This is a genomic window from Peribacillus sp. 05N428, assembly GCF_056397085.1.
The window spans coordinates 1-15,949 of the sequence record NZ_JBFTMS010000015.1; the positions used below are offsets into that span (position 1 = coordinate 1).

Below are 15,949 nucleotides of genomic sequence, written 5' to 3' on the forward strand. Positions count from 1 at the left end.
ACTAAAGCAGAGGGGAGTCCCCTCTGCTTTAGAGCATTATCTAAAAGTACACACTGTAATATAAATTGAAACGCCGTATACGCGAACCGTACGTACGGTGTTGTGAGAGGGGCGAAAATAATACATTTATTTTCCCTCTACTCGATTTGAAAAAACTACAAATGAATGTTCCATACTCTGAAATTTTTTCCTTCATTAGAGCAGAATTCCTAAAGAAAATCTTTAAAGAAAATATATAAATAAAACCCTCTGAAAGGATTCTTTATAGTTTATATCATTGAGAATAAAGGAAAGGGCCGGCACTCAAATGGTGTCGTATTTTTATGGATAAAGAAGGTAATCATCTCCTTTTGTCGAAATTATAGGGGAGAAAGAAGGTGAGATTATCAACAATGGATATTATATTGTAATTGGTGCATCTATTGCTGCTATATTCTCTGTATTAACTACTTTATTAAATTCATGGATTGCTAATAGGAAATCAACGCAGGAATTTAATAGGGACCATTCCTATAATCAACTTAAGGAATTGTACTTGTCTTTATACGGTATAGTTTCCCAGTCTGAATTTATAAGATATCGTTATAAATTTGATGAACAGTATAGTCTTATGGAAATACCATTTCTTGAAATGCAAAATGAAATAAAGAAAACAATGTTTGATTTCAAGGTAGGGGCACAAACCTCAGTTTCAATTCAAGAAACGGATATTACTAAATTAAACAAAAAATTATTAGTGGATTTGACTTTGGAAAAGAAAGAGTTCGCTTCACAAAAATTAATTAAGTTAGCCATAGCATATAGATATAGTCATAATTTTTATCTTAAAAGTGGCTTATCGGATAGACAAAGAGAAGAACATCAATTATATGAATTGATACTTATATATGAATTAGTGATAACAATAATTAAAGAGACCAATGAAAAGTTGAGAGAATGTGACATGGATTATTCCATAAATGAACTTGAGTATGGGGTTTTGGACTACAATATTTTTATGTCGATTGATGAATACAAAAACCTAACAAAAGATAATAAAACAAGTTAAAGCATCCAAACCATGGGTGCTTTTTATTTTGGAGAAAGAAGGTGAGGAATGAGTATTGATGGCTGAATACATGACAGAAGCACAGAAGAAGAAGTTCTATAGGACAAGTGACTGGAACAAGCTAAGGCAGCAGGCATTGGTGAGGGACAACTATGAGTGCCAACAGTGTAAGCGTGAAGGCAAGGTGCATGTGGACTCAATCAAAGTACAAGGTGAACGTAAGAGTGTAGAGCTCAACGTTCATCATAAGTATGAGATTGAACACTATCCGCAGCTTGCTTTGGTATTGGACAACCTCGAGACGGTCTGCCTGAACTGTCATAACAAGATACATGATCGTGTGTTTGGAGAACAGAAAAAGAAAAAATGGAATGATGAGATGTGGTAACACCCCCGGGTCAAAAACTTTTGCCTATATTTTTTCACCCCGGGGACCGGGGGAGGGGGTCGTTTTTCCAGATTCATTATCGTTTTTTGATGTAAGGGGGGTGAAATCATGGCAGTTAAGGTGAAAAAGCTAAAGAAACAGCTATTGTCTAAAATTGACCAGACTGACTTGATGCAAGTGGAAAAAGTGGAAAGGTACATCAATCTCGTCGAACTTTTTAACAATTTGGATGAAGACATTAATAAACATGGAACGATGATTGAAATCATCAATGGATCTCAACAATTTAATAAACCGAATCCTGCGATTGCTGAAAAGGTGAAAATTAGCGGATCTCTATTGAGTATCGAAAAGAGTTTTGATTTTGAAATTGAAGAGGAAAGCAAACCTAGCGCTAGTGATCTAATTTGATTTCAAATAAATATGTACAGGATTATATAGACCTTTACGAAAACGGAAAGATCCAACTCAATAAAGAGCGCATTATGTTACTCGACCATTTACAAGAAAGAGTCTTGACCAGGGATGATTTATATTTTGATGAAACTCTTATAGAGAATTTCATCAAATTTGCAGAGAAATGGTATTTTCCATTGCAGCCTTTTCAAAAGTTCATAGCTGCCTTTGTTTTTCTTTTTTATAAAGAAGATGATTCCATTTTTTACGAACAATTTCTAATCTTCATGGCAAGGGGCGGCGGTAAAAATGGGTTTGTATCTGCACTCAGTCATTTTTTTCTCAGTCCTTTACATGGAATACCTCGATATAATATTTCCATTGTCGCTAATAACGAAAAGCAGTCTAAGATTTCATTTAAAGAAATCTATGAAGCGATTGAGGTAAACAAAGTTCTTGAAGATATGTTTTATTGTACGAAGGTTGAAATCACCGGTAATGATACAAAAAGCGTCCTTCAATACCATACTTCCAATGCCGGGACAAAGGATGGTCTCCGTGATGGAGCAGTTATCTATGATGAAATTCATCAATATGAAAATTTTGATGTTGTAAATGTATTCTCTAGCGGACTTGGTAAAGTACCAAACGGTAGGGAATTTTTTATTGGGACTGATGGATATGTTCGCGAGGGCTTCCTGGATAAAATGAAGGAACGTGCCATGAACATCCTGGAAGGGAAAGAATTAGACGACCCACTTTTCCCGTTCATTTGTAAAATTGATGAAAACAAAGAAGTGGATGATCCCGATATGTGGGAAAAGGCAAATCCAATGTTTAGTGAGCCCAGGAGCGTTTATGCAAAGAGGTTATTTAAAAAGGTCCTAACTCAATTTAAGCAGCTAGCGAGTAATCCCTCGAATCGTGAAGAATTCATGACAAAGAGAATGAATCTACCAGAAATCAACTTAGAAAAGGTCGTTGCACCGTGGGATGAAGTTTTAGCGACTAACATAACATTGCCGGAATTGAAAAATCGAACATGCATAGGTGGCTTAGATTATGCATCCATCCGAGATTTTGCAGCTGTTGGCCTTCTTTTTAGAGTTGAAGGTAAGTACATTTGGGTAACACATAGTTTTGCTAGAAAACAATATTTAGAAGTGGCCAAGTTAAAACCGCCTATTTACGAATGGGAAAAACAAGGGTTACTCACCATCGTGGATGAGCCTTCCATTGACCCACAACACATTGTCAATTGGTTCTTAGAGCAAAAGAAAAAGTACGGTTTAACTAAAGTTGTCTCCGATAATTTCAGAATGGATTTACTCCGCCCGTTATTTGAGGCAAATGGTTTGGACTATGAAATTGTCCGGAATCCGAGAGCCATCCATTCCTTGCTAGCTCCTAGAATCGAGGACGCATTTGCCAATAAAAAAATTATATGGGGCAAAAATCCGTTAATGAATTGGTATGTAGGCAATACAGCCGTGAAAATCAAAAATGATGGAAATAAAGAATATATCAAAAAGGATGAACACAGGCGTAAAACGGATGGTTTCCAGGCGTTTATCCATGCCATGTATAGAGCTGATGAAATCGTTGAAATGGACATAAGCAGCTCATTGGATTTAATGGACAGTTTAGTTTTCTAAAAAGGGGGTGAAAACAATCGGGTTATTTGACAGTATCTTTTCTAAAAACAAAGCACTGGCATCGTCTTATGATTATGAGTTTGCTATTGAAGCAACAAAAAAAGTGTATTTAAAAGAAATTGCATTAGAAACATGCATCAATTTTATTGCTCGAACTATTTCTCAAACCGAATTTCGTTATATGCGTGAACATGAAAGGATCCGCAATGAGTTAGATTATGCTTTTAATGTTCGTCCTAACACCGATATGACGGCATCGGACTTTTGGCAAACTGTTATCGCTAATTTAATCGGTGATAATGAAGTGCTCATTATTCCTTACCAGGATCAATTGCTAATTGCAGACTCTTTCATTCGGAATGAATACGCACTTTTCCCAGACACATTCCAAAGCGTTACGGTGAAAAACTTCATGTTCAACAGAAAAGTGTGGAATATGGATGAAGTGATTTATCTTACTTACAATAACAAGCGTTTAACATCTTTTATGGATGGATTAATTAATGATTATGCCGAGCTATTCGGGTCATTAATCGAATCATCTAAACGAAGCTTTCAAATTCGTGGGGCTATCAAGTTCGATACATCCCATGATTTGAACGACACGGAAAAAACACAGTCTCTCATCGATAAAATCACAGGGGCCGTCAGGGATAAAGTAACAGCCATCTTCCCTTTGTTTAAAGGCATCAGTTACGAAGAATTTTCAAACGGAAGTGTAAAGGGTCCAAGCCACGAGGATATTAACAAGGTAAAACGAGCCTTGATAGACGATGTAGCGAACATATTGGGTATCCCTATCAATTTATTGCACGGGGATGTTGCAGATCTTGATAGCGGCTTAAAAGCTTATATTAAGCTATGTATCAATCCACTGGTTAAGAAAATAACAGATGAATTAAACGCAAAAACAATCACGCGACAGGAATATCAAGATGGGGAACACATTAAGGCAATTGGCGTAAAAGTGAAAGATATATTTGAACTTGCTGCAGCGTTTGATAAGTTAATAGCGTCAGGTACATTTACACGAAATGAATTGCGTGAGGAAGCTGGATTTAATCGTTCAGACAATCCGAAACTTGATGAATTTATATTAACTAAAAACTATGAAAGCATCGATGAACCGAAGGGAGGTGAAAATGAATGAAGAAAAAAATCCAACAAGTAGCGCATAAATTTACAAACAGTCTTGATGGCGATGAACATGCCATGACAATAAGCGGGGCAATTGGTCAGGGTGGATGGTTTTATGATGCCACGTCAGCAAATGATGTACGCAGGGCTTTAGATGGTGTTACGGCATCTACCATTCGCATTAAGTTAAATAGCGGTGGAGGCGATGCTTTTGACGGCATTGAAATTTACAACTACTTAAAAGATCATAGTGCACATGTCATTGTAGAGGTTACAGCCCTGGCAGCTTCAGCGGCTTCCATTATCGCAATGGGTGCAGATGAAATTATCATGCGTACCGGTTCAAATCTAATGATTCATGAAGCAGCAACATTTGCTTATGGTACAAAAAGTGATATTCAAAAAACCATGAATGCTTTAGAAACGATTGATGAATCAATTGTTTCCATCTATAAACAGCGCACAGGGTTAAGCTCTGAGGAAATCAGGAATATGATTGAAGCTGAAACATGGTTAACGGCAGAAGAGGCACTGGAAAAAGGGTTTGTCGATTCGATTGAAACTGCTGAGGATCCGGATGAACCAGAGAAAGATGATTTTATCAATTTTACCAACGAACAAATGAATAGCATCGTTGCTAAAGTAACAACTAATCTACAGAAGAATATTAAACAAACAAATGAACCTAAGCCTGTGGCGAAAAAACGAGGGTTCATTTTTTAATTGGAGGAAAAATAATGACCATTAAATTAACTAATCATACAGCAGCATATAACGATGCTAAAAAAGCATATGCAAAAGTGGTGAAAAATGAAGGATCAACTCCCGAGCAAATCGAATCAGCTTGGAACACCATGCAAGATGAGCTCGTAAATTCTTTACGGACTCAAATCACTGAGGCTGTACAAACCCAAAATGCGGATCAAACGATTTTAGCGGCTCGTGGTGTAAATGTTCTAACTTCCGAAGAAACAAAATTTTTCAATGCTGTCGTGCAATCTGACGGGTTTACAGATGATATTATTCTGCCAGAAACGACTGTTGACCGTATTTTTGACGACTTAACAACGGATCATCCATTTTTATCCGAAATCAATTTGCAAAAAAAGGGTCTTGTTACACGCATTATCAAGTCTGATCCTTCTGGTGCTGCAGTATGGGGGAAAGTATTTGGTGAAATCAAGGGACAACTTGAAGCTGCTTTTAGCGAAGAAAAAGTCACACAATCTAAATTGACTGCATTTGTTGTGCTTCCCAAAGATTTAGATACATTTGGGCCTGCCTGGATTGAGTCATATGTTCGTACACAAATTGCTGAAACATTTGCAGTGGCCTTAGAAAATGGATTTATCAATGGTGTGGGTCCTGTTAAAGACCAACCAATTGGCTTAATTCGTGATTTAGACGCAGCGGTAGGCCCAGCAACAGGGCACGCTAAAAAGGCCATTGCTGGTACTCTTACATTCGCTGATTCCAAAACAACAGTAAAAGAACTAGCGCAAGTCATGAGTTACCTTTCCACTAAATCAAACGGTAAGTCTGTCAAAATTGGAGGAAAAGTTGTTTTAGTTGTTAACCCTATAGATTCCTGGGAAGTAAAAGCGCAATACACGTTCTTAAATGCAAACGGAACGTATGTTACAGCTCTACCCTTTAACTTACGCATTGTAGAATCTGAATTTGCTACAGCTGGGGAAGTTATTGCCTTTGTAAACAATCGTTATGATGCTTATACAGCTGGCGGCGTACAAATTAACAAATTTGATCAAACACTTGCTTTGGAAGATTGCTATCTTTACACAGCCAAACAATTCGCTTTTGGTAAAGCAGATGATAATAAAGCAACAGCAATTTATACCTTATCTATTAGTACTACTCCGGAAGGGTGATCATAATGGCTAAATATAAAGTGTTAAAAACATTCAAGGATATCCATACAAATGAGGTTTATGTACCTAATCAAGAAATTGAAATGAAAGTAACAAGGGCTAAAGAGGTTGAACAAAATCTCGATGGCTCTTTTTTAAGTAGGGTAGAAGAAAATGAAGATGAAAAGTAGGTGATTTAATTGGAAATCACGGACGAAATCTTAACTAAATTTAAAAAACGCATGAAAATTTCTCATAGTATCGAGAATGATACATTAAAAGATATCCTATCTTCCTCTGCTGAGGATATAAAAGCGCATTGTGGACCCTTTACTATTGAAACGAATGGAAGGGCTAGGGAGCTGGTTTTCGAGCGTTCACGCTATGTTTATAATGATGCCCTAGAGTTTTTTAACGATAATTTCGCTTCGCAAATGACATCTTTAGCTTTGGAGCTTTATATACCTTCTGTGGAGATTACTGATGAAACCTAAGTTTAATCCAAATAAAATTGGTAGCGGTGAGTTAAGGACACCCGTTTGTTTTTACCAATATGCTCCGAATACTAGCCCTGAGCCAGGTGAAAGAGAATTGATCCAGATATATGAGTGTTTTGCGGAAGTGTATAGTGCGAGTATGAAAGATATCGAGATTCTCAATTCCGGTAAGGAACAAAAACAGCTAAAATTTATGAATACGAAAAATGCCGTGACGATTAATATACGCGATTCATTCGGTGAGTTTTTCCCCGACACTGAACACTACGCAGAGTTGCAGGATGATCGCTATTCAAAAATGATAGATGGCGAACGTAAATATATTCGCTTTAATGTGATTGACGTTCGACCCAACCTAACAAAAAACGATTTTATTACCATCTTGTTGGGGGTGATCACATGAGTGTTGAATTTAAGGGGTTCGAGGAAGTTTATAAAAATCTGCAAAAACAATTGTCAGAACAGGCTTTAGGCAGAGTGTCCAGCAAAGCTTTAACTGCAGGAGCCCATGTGGTTGCAGCAACCATTTCCCAAGAATTCGAAAAGTTTAAAGATACCGGGGCCTCCGAGGAAGAAATTATCGTAGGTAAGGTAACAAACCAAAATGGTTTTAAATCGGTATTAGTGGGTTGGAATGGGCCCAAAGAGCGTTATCGATTAGTCCATCTAAATGAATTTGGCTATAACCGAAATGGGGAAAAAATAAAACCTAAAGGCTACGGATCTATTCAACGAGCAGTTTCGAATAGTGAAGGAGCCTTTTTGCATACGGTCACGAAGGAGCTGAAAAAACAATTATGACTGACGGATTAATGGTGATCTATAACCAGCTAATTTCAAATGAAGTGATTGTTTCCCTTTGTGAAGACCGGATAAAATTTTATGAATATCCCGAAACAGGAGATACCAGTAAACCTTTTATTGTGATTGATCCATTAGATGTTCCTGTTCCAACTGTCTATGCCAGTAATGAAAATCATGCGAATGAATATTTGTATCAAATTGATGTGGAATCAACGAACCGTTTGCAAGTTAAAGAGATTCAGGCTGAGATAAAAAAGGAATTAAAAAAGCTTGGTTTCGGACAGTTAAAAGATGGTTTAGATGAATACTTCAACGAAACAAAGCGCTTTGTGGATGCCAGGCGTTATCGAGGACTAATAAAAGAAGAGGTGTTGTAAATTGGGTATTAGAGTAGGATTCAAGCGAGCGACATTTGTCGTTTTAGATAAAGATGGAAAAGCCACATCATCTGTTTTTGTTGTAGAAGGTAAGGCCAATAAGGGTGGTACCAAGGAAGCAACCATTTCAGGTATCTCCCCTGAATCTGTGAAGGTTTACGCTTCAAATGTGGCGTATTATGTATCTGCAAAAGGTACGGGTGATGTTAAAGCGGAAATTAGTATTCTAGACGTACCAGAAGAAATGACAGAAGCGGTTCTTGGTCGTAAGAAACACACAGATGGCTTTACATTGATTGGTGAACGTACAGAGGCGCCGTATGTGGCAGCATTACTTGAATCAGAGGATGCAACAGGCCAGCCCGTTTTATTTGCTTTATTAAAAGGTAAAATGTCTGCCGGGGACGTATCGCTTAAAACAAGTGAAGATAAACCAGCAGAACCAGATGATGAAAAGCTGACCATGGAATGTATTGCAAATAACGATGGTGAAACCATTGCTTATGGAATCGGTTCGGAAATTGCTACAAAGTTAAAAGCATATGCATTTCCCCCTATAGCACCACCAGCTGGATAAATAGAAAGCCTTCCTTATGGAGGGCTTTTTCATTTTATTTTTTATGAAAATTGGAGGATGAAACATGTACACATTAGAATTAACCAATTCCAAAACAAAAGAAGTCACTACCCATACACAACCATGGGTAAGCGGCAAGCAATTAATTACAGCGTTAAAGCTGAATAATGCCATATATGAGAATGATGAAGAATCTACCATGGCTCTTGTCAATTTTGTTGCTGATTTATTTGGACTTAAAGCCAATGACATTCTAGATGGTATCCAGGCACATGAATTGATGCAGAAGTTGTATGAAGTATATTACAAGGTTCTTGGTTACAGTGAAAAAAAGAGTCAGAAGTTGATCCAGTTCATGAAGGACGGGGAAGTAGAAGCGGAACTGGATTAACCCCACAAGAAGCCATTGATAATCTAAATGCTCTTTTTCTTAATTTAATGCAGCAGGGCATGAGTTACCAAGATGTTGTGAATGCCGATTACTATCATTTGATGGAAATATTAAATAATGATGAAAAACCGAAAAAAGAAAAAGCCATGGATTTAGCGGATTTTGTAAAAACATTATCGTAGGAAAGGAGGAAATTAATTGATAGGAAATCAACCCCTTGGAAAAATGATTATCGAAATGGATTTATCGTCCACCAATTTCACCAAATCTTTAACGGCTGTAAACCGAACGATTAAAAGCGCAGAACGGGAAATGAAAGCCAATATGGCCGTGTTGAATAATGCAGATGATAAATATGGTGCATTAGGTAAGCAGGTTGCCGGCTTGAATAAAATCATGTCTTTGAACGAAAAACGCATTCAGCAATTGAATGAAAAACGTAAAAATGAGCTCAAGACAAACGCAGAAAGTTCAAAGGTTATACAAGATTTAAATAAAGAAATTAATACAGCCGTACAGCGACAAAGTGCCTGGCAAAAGCAAGTCAAAGATGCTACCAGCAAAATGGTTGACTTTACATCGTCCACGAAAGATTTAGAATCCGAATTGGCCAAACTTAAAAAGAAGACGGACGACCATGTTGAGAGCCAGAAAAAAAGCGGGTTAGCCTTTTCTGCTCAAAAAGATAAGCTTAAAGGATTAAGTGACCAGGCTAATATCCATCAACAGATTGTTGATACTCAACAGCGAAAAGTAGCGGATTTGACAAGGGAATTTGGAGAACATGATCGCAGAGTCGTTGAGGCCAAAAATAAATACAAGTCCCTCGTGGATGAACAACAAAAATTGAATTCATCGTTCAATACTCTGAATCGAAAAATCTCCACTGTCCATCCTTCTTTTGGTAAGTTAGCGGATGACATCGGAAAAGCTGAATTGAAGCTTCGAGGTTTATCTAATCGCGCAATGACCACGAGTTCTACATTAAATGAAACAGGGCATTCGATTTCATCTAGCTTTAGCGGCATTACTTTAGCTGGCGGTATAGGTTTAGGCTATACCATCAAACAAGCAGCTGATTTTGAACAAGCGATGGCCAACATTAAGGCACTCATGAGTCCGCAAGAGTGGAAACAATATGGAAAACAGATGAATAGCCTTGTAAATGAACTTGGAATGGAAACAAAGTATAGCAATAAAGAAGTGGCCATAGGCTTGCAAGAGTTGATTAAAGCAGGTGTTGATCTAGAATCCATTATGAGCGGCGGATTAAAAGCATCCCTTTCACTAGCCACAGCCGGTGAATTGGAATTAGGTCAAGCAGCTGAAATAGCCTCCACCGTGTTGAATTCATTTAGAGATGACAATATTAATATGGCAAAGGCGGCCGATTTATTAGCCGGTTCTGCTAATGCTTCCGCCACATCCGTGGAAGAAATGAACTATTCATTATCCCAAGTTTCAAGTGTGGCAGGACCAGTTGGTTTTAGCTTTGCGGATACAAATACAGCATTAGCAGTTTTCGCTCAAGCTGGACTTAAAGGATCGGATGCGGGTACATCCTTAAAAACCATGATAATGCGATTATCTCCGCAGACTGACGCAGCTGCAACCGCGATGGATGAATTAGGAATTGCCACAACCAATACAACAGCCGGTTATAAATACTTAGTGGAAAAGGGCATTCAGCCAGCTTCAAGAACGATTCCGGATTTGGATAAGGCATTCAAAGAATTAGCCAAACAAGAACTTGGTTCTGGGGCATCTAAGGCAAAATTACGAAAAGAATACGATCGACTTCAAAAAACGAGTGGGTATCTTTCATCATCATTCTTTGATGAGCAAGGTAATGTTAAATCCATGTCTGAAGTTTTCAATATTCTTCAAGAATCCACAAAGAATCTATCAAAAGAACAAAAAATCAATGCCTTTAATACCATTTTTGGTTCGGATGCCATTCGTGGGGCCATGATTGCCAGTAAATCAGGTGCTGAAGCATTTGACGAAATGGGCGTAGCCATTAATAAAATTAGTGCCGATGATGTAGCTGCCACCAAAATGGACACATTAAAGGGCTCTATTGAAAAAATGAAAGGTGAAGCTGAGAGTGCTGCCACGAGTTTCGGAACTGCATTGATCCCGACCATAAAAACGGTAGCTGGTGGCATCGAGGATGTAGTTGGATGGTTCAATAAACTAGACCAAGGAACGCAGCATACCATCGCAAAATGGACTGCAATCGGCGTGGGGGCTGCAGGTGTAGGTGCGGCACTTGGATTTTTAACGATTGGGATTGGCGGTTTAGTTGCTGGAGTTGGAAAGATTACGCTTGGCGGGGCTGGCCTACTTAAGTTTTTATCAAATGGTGTCATTAATTTAGGTAGCTTTACGTCCATGACCAAAGGCAGCGCACAATCTTTAAACGCTGAGACAGTTGCCCTTAATACCAATACCAGAGCCTTACAACGCAACAATAGCATTCGTGGCGGCGGGATAACAGGCGGCAAAAAGGCACCTGCAGGAACTACCATTACTCCCACTGTTTCTAGTGGAAGTAGAGTGGCTCAAAATGCAGGAAAGGTTGGTAAAGGTGCCAAGGCCTTGCAATTTGTAAAAGGGGCTGGCGCAATCGGGACGGTTGTTGGCGTCGGCGCATTAGGGTATGAGTTGGCCACCGGTTCAGGAACAAAAGAATCAATTGGCGGAGCATTAGGGGGAATGGGTGCTGGTGCTTTAGCAGGCGCGGCTTTAGGATCTGTCATCCCTGTTTTCGGTACAGCGATTGGCGGGATAGCAGGAGGCATTATCGGTGGGATTGCCGGGGACAAAGTTGGTGCGGCTATTGGGAAGAGTTTTGATAAACAGGATAAGAAGGAAGCTGCCCGTAAAAAAGCGACGAAAACAGCAGAAAACGGCGCTTCACTTAACCTGAAAATCAAGGGAGTTTCAGATTCGACCCAAAAGGCACTAAGTGAGTATGACAAACTATATACCGGGGCAAAAACCAAGCTTAATCAAATCATGCTATCCAATACTGTGATAAATAAAAAGATTAAAGATGACACCACCAAACAATATAATTCCATGACCAATAGTGTTCTTTCATCCTTAAAAGATCAGCACCAGAAAGAACGTGTCGAAGCTGTAAAGGCTTTGAATTCTAATAAGGAATTATCCCAAAAAGATAAAGATGATGCGCTAAAAAAATTAGATGAAAAGCATAAGGCAGAAATTGCTAAAGTCAATGGTGGCAATGAGCGTATTAAACAGATTATGAGTAGTGCCTCTAAACAAAAAAGAGCCCTTACTCGAAGTGAAAAGCTTGAAATTAACCAAATCAATGACCAGATGTATAATACAAAAATTAACAAGACGGCCAAAAGTGAAGATGAAATAACCGCCATAAACAAGAGACGAAGTAAGCAACGATATGATATTACGACCAAAGAAATGAATCAGACCATTAAAGCGGCAGAAAAAGAATATAAAGAAACGATAAAAAATGCAGAAAAAAAACGCTTAAATAAAGTTCATAATGCTGAAGTGCAATACAAGAAATTAGGCGTCATTTCTAAAGATGAGTATAACAAGATTGTTAAAGATGCTCAAAATGAAAAAGACAAGACCGTCGCTCATGCTAAAAAGAAAAAAGACGGTGTTATTAAAAATGCATCGCTACAAAAAAGCGAGTCCGTAAAAGCTTCCAAAAAACAAAAGGAACTTAATATTGAAAATGCCCAAAAAGAAACAAGCGGAATAGGAAAATCCTGGCAAAGCTTAACAGGTTACTTAAAAGGCGCGATTAGTTGGGTTAAAGGTTTATTTGGTAATAAAGAAAAGACCTCGTCCCCTCCAAAATTCATTGCAAGTTATCCTGGAGGTATAGCCCAAAATGCTAAAGGCACGTTTCAAGGTCCCTTTAAAGGCGGCCTATCTTTTGTTGGCGAAGAAGGCCCAGAGCTTGGATACTTACCGGGTAAAGGTCTTGGATTGGTTGGTACAACAGGCACTGAACTTATGAATTTGCCAAGAGGTTCAGCTATTCTTCCTCATAACAAAACAAAAGCAGTATTAAGCAGCTATAATTTCCCTACAAATTCGATTCCTGGCTTTGCAAAAGGTACAGGCGATGATGATTCATTTATGGATTACATCATTAACGGATCTAACAAAGTTTTAGACGGTATAGGAACATTGGGTGGGAAAGCTGTAGATGCATTCGATATCATCACAAAAGGCCCTTCTAAGTTATGGAACCAGCTTAAAAAGTCACTGAATTTTAAAGATACATTCCCTACATTCGCGAACCAATGGGCTGGCGGGAAGGGTGTTGTGTCATGGGCGAAAAATAAAGCAGTGGATTATTTCGGTTCATTGTTCGATGGTTTCGGCGGTGGAAGCAGTGCGGCTCCTGTGGGAAGTGGAGTTGAAAGATGGCGGAGCACGGTCATGAAAGCATTAAGCATGAATGGCCTCCCTACTAGTGCTAATTACGTGAACGCTTGGTTAAGGCAAATCAAGTCAGAATCAGGCGGGAATGAAAAGGCTATTCAATCAACAGCTGTGAAAGATATTAATTATTACACAGGAAATTTAGCCCGCGGCCTCGTCCAGGTAATCCCGCCAACTTTTCGCAGTTTTGCATTCCCTGGACATACAAATCAGATGAATGGCTTAGACAGCTTATTAGCTGGCATGAACTATGCTAAATCACGTTATGGATCCAATATGCTTAAATACATTGGACATGGTCATGGTTATGAAAATGGCGGTATCATCACCAAGGAACATTTGGCGATGGTAGGTGAAGGGAATAAACCAGAAGCCATTATCCCACTAAGTCCAGACAAACGTAGTAGAGCGCTAGATTTACTAGCTGCTGTTTCTAGTAAAATATTTGGTGATCCGTCTGGTAGCAACGATAATAGTCTTATTTTTTCTTTGTTGAAAAAACAGGATACTCAAATTGAATTATTACAGCAACAACTTGGCCTTTTATCTAAAATCCTATTGAAGGACACGAATACTTATCTTGATGGAAAAGCACTTTATAACAATAACAAAAAATATAGCCAATCTGAGATGAAAATCAGGAACATCGCTAAGGGGGTGACTAGCATATGAGTGAGGAAATAACGTTTAACTATTGTGGCTTTAATTCTAGGGATGACTTATTTTTAATTACAAATGAGATAAATCGGAATGTTACAGCTGAAATTAGTGAAAACGTTCAAGTGATACCAGGTATGGTTGGACAACTGTTTCAAGGCAATAGTTATGGTCAAAAAATAGTTGATCTGGAGGTAACAATTCAAGCTGATTCTGAAAGTGATCGGGTACAAAAATTACATGCTCTGTCTACGTTAATCATGCAAACAGGGGATGATGAATATCCTATGGTTTTTAGCGATGAATCCGATTACACCTATTACGGCCATTTTAGTGGTATTTCCAAACCAGAAAGAATCAGCGAAACTTCTCATTGGGCTAGGTTCACCCTTACTTTTTCTTGTTCAGACCCTAAAGGGTATGGGGAATACGAAACGACTGATATGACCTCAAATCCAACAACAATTTCTCCAAATGGGACGGCCGAGTGCTATCCCATTTTTACTTGCTTGCCTAAAATGGACGTTACTAAAATAGCCATTACTGATGAGGATGGGAATTATGTGTACTTAGGGGCCGACGTGGACCCGGACACAGGAGATTCACCAATAAACAAGGAACCACTTGTGCTTCATGACCCTTGTAATACTTTGGCAACCTGGACTGAAATAACGAATAGCAACTTAACCTTTACAATTGAAAATGGCATCCCGAGTGGTCAAATGAGAAGCACAGCGAATGCCATCAAGGTTGCCCTTGACTCTAATGGAGTTTCCAACTTCGGACCAGCCACGAACAATAGTAAATGGCATGGACCCGTTAGACAGCAATGGCTGCCAAATGCGTACGGAGATTTTAGGTTACTGGTTAGGATGTACAATTATCAATATTACCCTCGTGCACGTGGAAAATGCGAGGTCTATTTATTGGATGAAGATGGGGCCAGATTCGGAAAGATTATGCTGAAAGATGTCGGCAACAGTGAAGAGGTAGCTGTCCAATTCCAAATAGGAACATCAAGTAATTTCAAAGAAATTTATGCAGGTAAAGGGAAAGTGTACAAAAGAAAGAAAAGTACCAAAACGATAAAATTGGGCGCAGGAACAAAAAAAGTAACATCAAAAGGGAAAACAAAAACAGTTCAGCAATGGAAAAGCGTGAAGCTGGACGAAGATGCATCAACAAGCACATTTACCGATTTCTATGGATATTTAAGGCTACAGAAAATTGGGAACAAATATCAAGTTTATATTCTAAAGCTTGATTCCAACTCAAATCCTCTATGGGATAAGCCCATCATTGTAAATTGGACGGATACAAAAAATCAATTTTCAAATAAGAAACTAGCAGGTATTGCTTTCTATACGGCAAAAATGGATATTCCAGAGGATGTAGCAAATCCCCAAAAAGCCTATAAACATAACAACATCGCTCTAACTGATGTAAAAGTTTGGAATATCATTGATGGCGGTAATAATTCTACAAAAGCACCGACCGTCATTGCCCATAAAGGGGATGAAATCAAGATTAATGCAGAAGATCGTACCGTTTACAAAAATGGTGCCCCCTTTATGGAGAATTTTTATATCGGTTCAAATTTCCCAACTTTGCAAGGGAGCATTCAAAAAACATTCGCTTTTGAACCAGACCTTGGGGAAGCAGATTGGTACTCTGAATATAGGCCAACCAATAATTAGGAGGT

17 protein-coding genes are annotated in these 15,949 nt (G+C 38.6%); all 17 read left to right on the forward strand.

Annotated elements, in window-relative coordinates; translation table 11 throughout:
* The first annotated feature begins 535 nt into the window (after positions 1 to 535).
* The 17 genes from AC1DIV_RS15090 to AC1DIV_RS15170 all read left to right on the forward strand — a co-directional run bounded on the left by AC1DIV_RS15090 (position 536) and on the right by AC1DIV_RS15170 (position 15,944).
* Complete coding sequence (locus tag AC1DIV_RS15090) at positions 536 to 1,048, forward strand: hypothetical protein (RefSeq protein ID WP_477576755.1); 513 nt, start codon at positions 536 to 538, stop codon at positions 1,046 to 1,048.
* Between the two features lie 58 nt (positions 1,049 to 1,106).
* Positions 1,107 to 1,436 carry an HNH endonuclease gene (locus AC1DIV_RS15095; RefSeq protein ID WP_477576756.1) on the forward strand — a complete coding sequence of 110 codons (330 nt, stop codon included), beginning with the start codon at positions 1,107 to 1,109 and terminating at the stop codon, positions 1,434 to 1,436.
* Positions 1,437 to 1,544: 108 nt separating this feature from the next.
* Positions 1,545 to 1,847 carry a P27 family phage terminase small subunit gene (locus tag AC1DIV_RS15100; RefSeq protein ID WP_202186706.1) on the forward strand — a complete coding sequence of 101 codons (303 nt, stop codon included), beginning with the start codon at positions 1,545 to 1,547 and terminating at the stop codon, positions 1,845 to 1,847.
* On the forward strand, positions 1,844 to 3,487 hold the full coding sequence (locus AC1DIV_RS15105) for a terminase TerL endonuclease subunit (protein ID WP_477576757.1): 1,644 nt from the start codon (positions 1,844 to 1,846) through the stop codon (positions 3,485 to 3,487). Before AC1DIV_RS15100 ends, AC1DIV_RS15105 begins: the two co-directional genes overlap by 4 nt.
* Before the next feature lie 7 nt (positions 3,488 to 3,494).
* Positions 3,495 to 4,637: a phage portal protein gene (locus AC1DIV_RS15110; RefSeq protein WP_477576758.1), complete on the forward strand. Its 1,143-nt coding sequence runs from the start codon at positions 3,495 to 3,497 to the stop codon at positions 4,635 to 4,637.
* Positions 4,634 to 5,347, forward strand: a complete 714-nt coding sequence (locus AC1DIV_RS15115; RefSeq protein ID WP_477576759.1) for a head maturation protease, ClpP-related — start codon at positions 4,634 to 4,636, stop codon at positions 5,345 to 5,347. The genes AC1DIV_RS15110 and AC1DIV_RS15115 overlap by 4 nt, the downstream gene beginning before the upstream one ends.
* A gap of 14 nt (positions 5,348 to 5,361) precedes the next feature.
* The gene (locus tag AC1DIV_RS15120) at positions 5,362 to 6,513 is read left to right on the forward strand and encodes a phage major capsid protein (protein WP_477576760.1); all 1,152 of its coding nucleotides are present in this window, start codon (positions 5,362 to 5,364) and stop codon (positions 6,511 to 6,513) included.
* A gap of 5 nt (positions 6,514 to 6,518) precedes the next feature.
* Complete coding sequence (locus AC1DIV_RS15125) at positions 6,519 to 6,683, forward strand: hypothetical protein (RefSeq protein WP_202186710.1); 165 nt, start codon at positions 6,519 to 6,521, stop codon at positions 6,681 to 6,683.
* A gap of 9 nt (positions 6,684 to 6,692) precedes the next feature.
* Positions 6,693 to 6,986 (forward strand): phage gp6-like head-tail connector protein, encoded by a 294-nt coding sequence (locus AC1DIV_RS15130; protein ID WP_477576762.1) that lies wholly within the window; start codon positions 6,693 to 6,695, stop codon positions 6,984 to 6,986.
* On the forward strand, positions 6,976 to 7,392 hold the full coding sequence (locus AC1DIV_RS15135; protein ID WP_477576763.1) for a phage head-tail adapter protein: 417 nt from the start codon (positions 6,976 to 6,978) through the stop codon (positions 7,390 to 7,392). The genes AC1DIV_RS15130 and AC1DIV_RS15135 overlap by 11 nt, the downstream gene beginning before the upstream one ends.
* Positions 7,389 to 7,790 carry an HK97 gp10 family phage protein gene (locus tag AC1DIV_RS15140; RefSeq protein ID WP_477576764.1) on the forward strand — a complete coding sequence of 134 codons (402 nt, stop codon included), beginning with the start codon at positions 7,389 to 7,391 and terminating at the stop codon, positions 7,788 to 7,790. Before AC1DIV_RS15135 ends, AC1DIV_RS15140 begins: the two co-directional genes overlap by 4 nt.
* A complete protein-coding gene (locus AC1DIV_RS15145) occupies positions 7,787 to 8,170 on the forward strand; it encodes a DUF3168 domain-containing protein (RefSeq protein WP_477576766.1) in 384 nt (127 codons plus the stop codon). The genes AC1DIV_RS15140 and AC1DIV_RS15145 overlap by 4 nt, the downstream gene beginning before the upstream one ends.
* Before the next feature lies 1 nt (position 8,171).
* Complete coding sequence (locus tag AC1DIV_RS15150; RefSeq protein WP_403086109.1) at positions 8,172 to 8,747, forward strand: major tail protein; 576 nt, start codon at positions 8,172 to 8,174, stop codon at positions 8,745 to 8,747.
* Positions 8,748 to 8,811: 64 nt separating this feature from the next.
* Positions 8,812 to 9,138, forward strand: coding sequence for a phage tail assembly chaperone G (gpG, locus tag AC1DIV_RS15155; RefSeq protein WP_477576767.1), 327 nt, complete (start codon positions 8,812 to 8,814; stop codon positions 9,136 to 9,138).
* A 59-nt stretch (positions 9,139 to 9,197) separates the two neighbouring features.
* On the forward strand, positions 9,198 to 9,320 hold the full coding sequence (locus AC1DIV_RS15160; RefSeq protein WP_318285165.1) for a hypothetical protein: 123 nt from the start codon (positions 9,198 to 9,200) through the stop codon (positions 9,318 to 9,320).
* 16 nt (positions 9,321 to 9,336) lie between these two features.
* Complete coding sequence (locus AC1DIV_RS15165; RefSeq protein WP_477576768.1) at positions 9,337 to 14,262, forward strand: phage tail tape measure protein; 4,926 nt, start codon at positions 9,337 to 9,339, stop codon at positions 14,260 to 14,262.
* Complete coding sequence (locus AC1DIV_RS15170; protein WP_477576769.1) at positions 14,259 to 15,944, forward strand: distal tail protein Dit; 1,686 nt, start codon at positions 14,259 to 14,261, stop codon at positions 15,942 to 15,944. Before AC1DIV_RS15165 ends, AC1DIV_RS15170 begins: the two co-directional genes overlap by 4 nt.
* Positions 15,945 to 15,949: the final 5 nt, after the last annotated feature.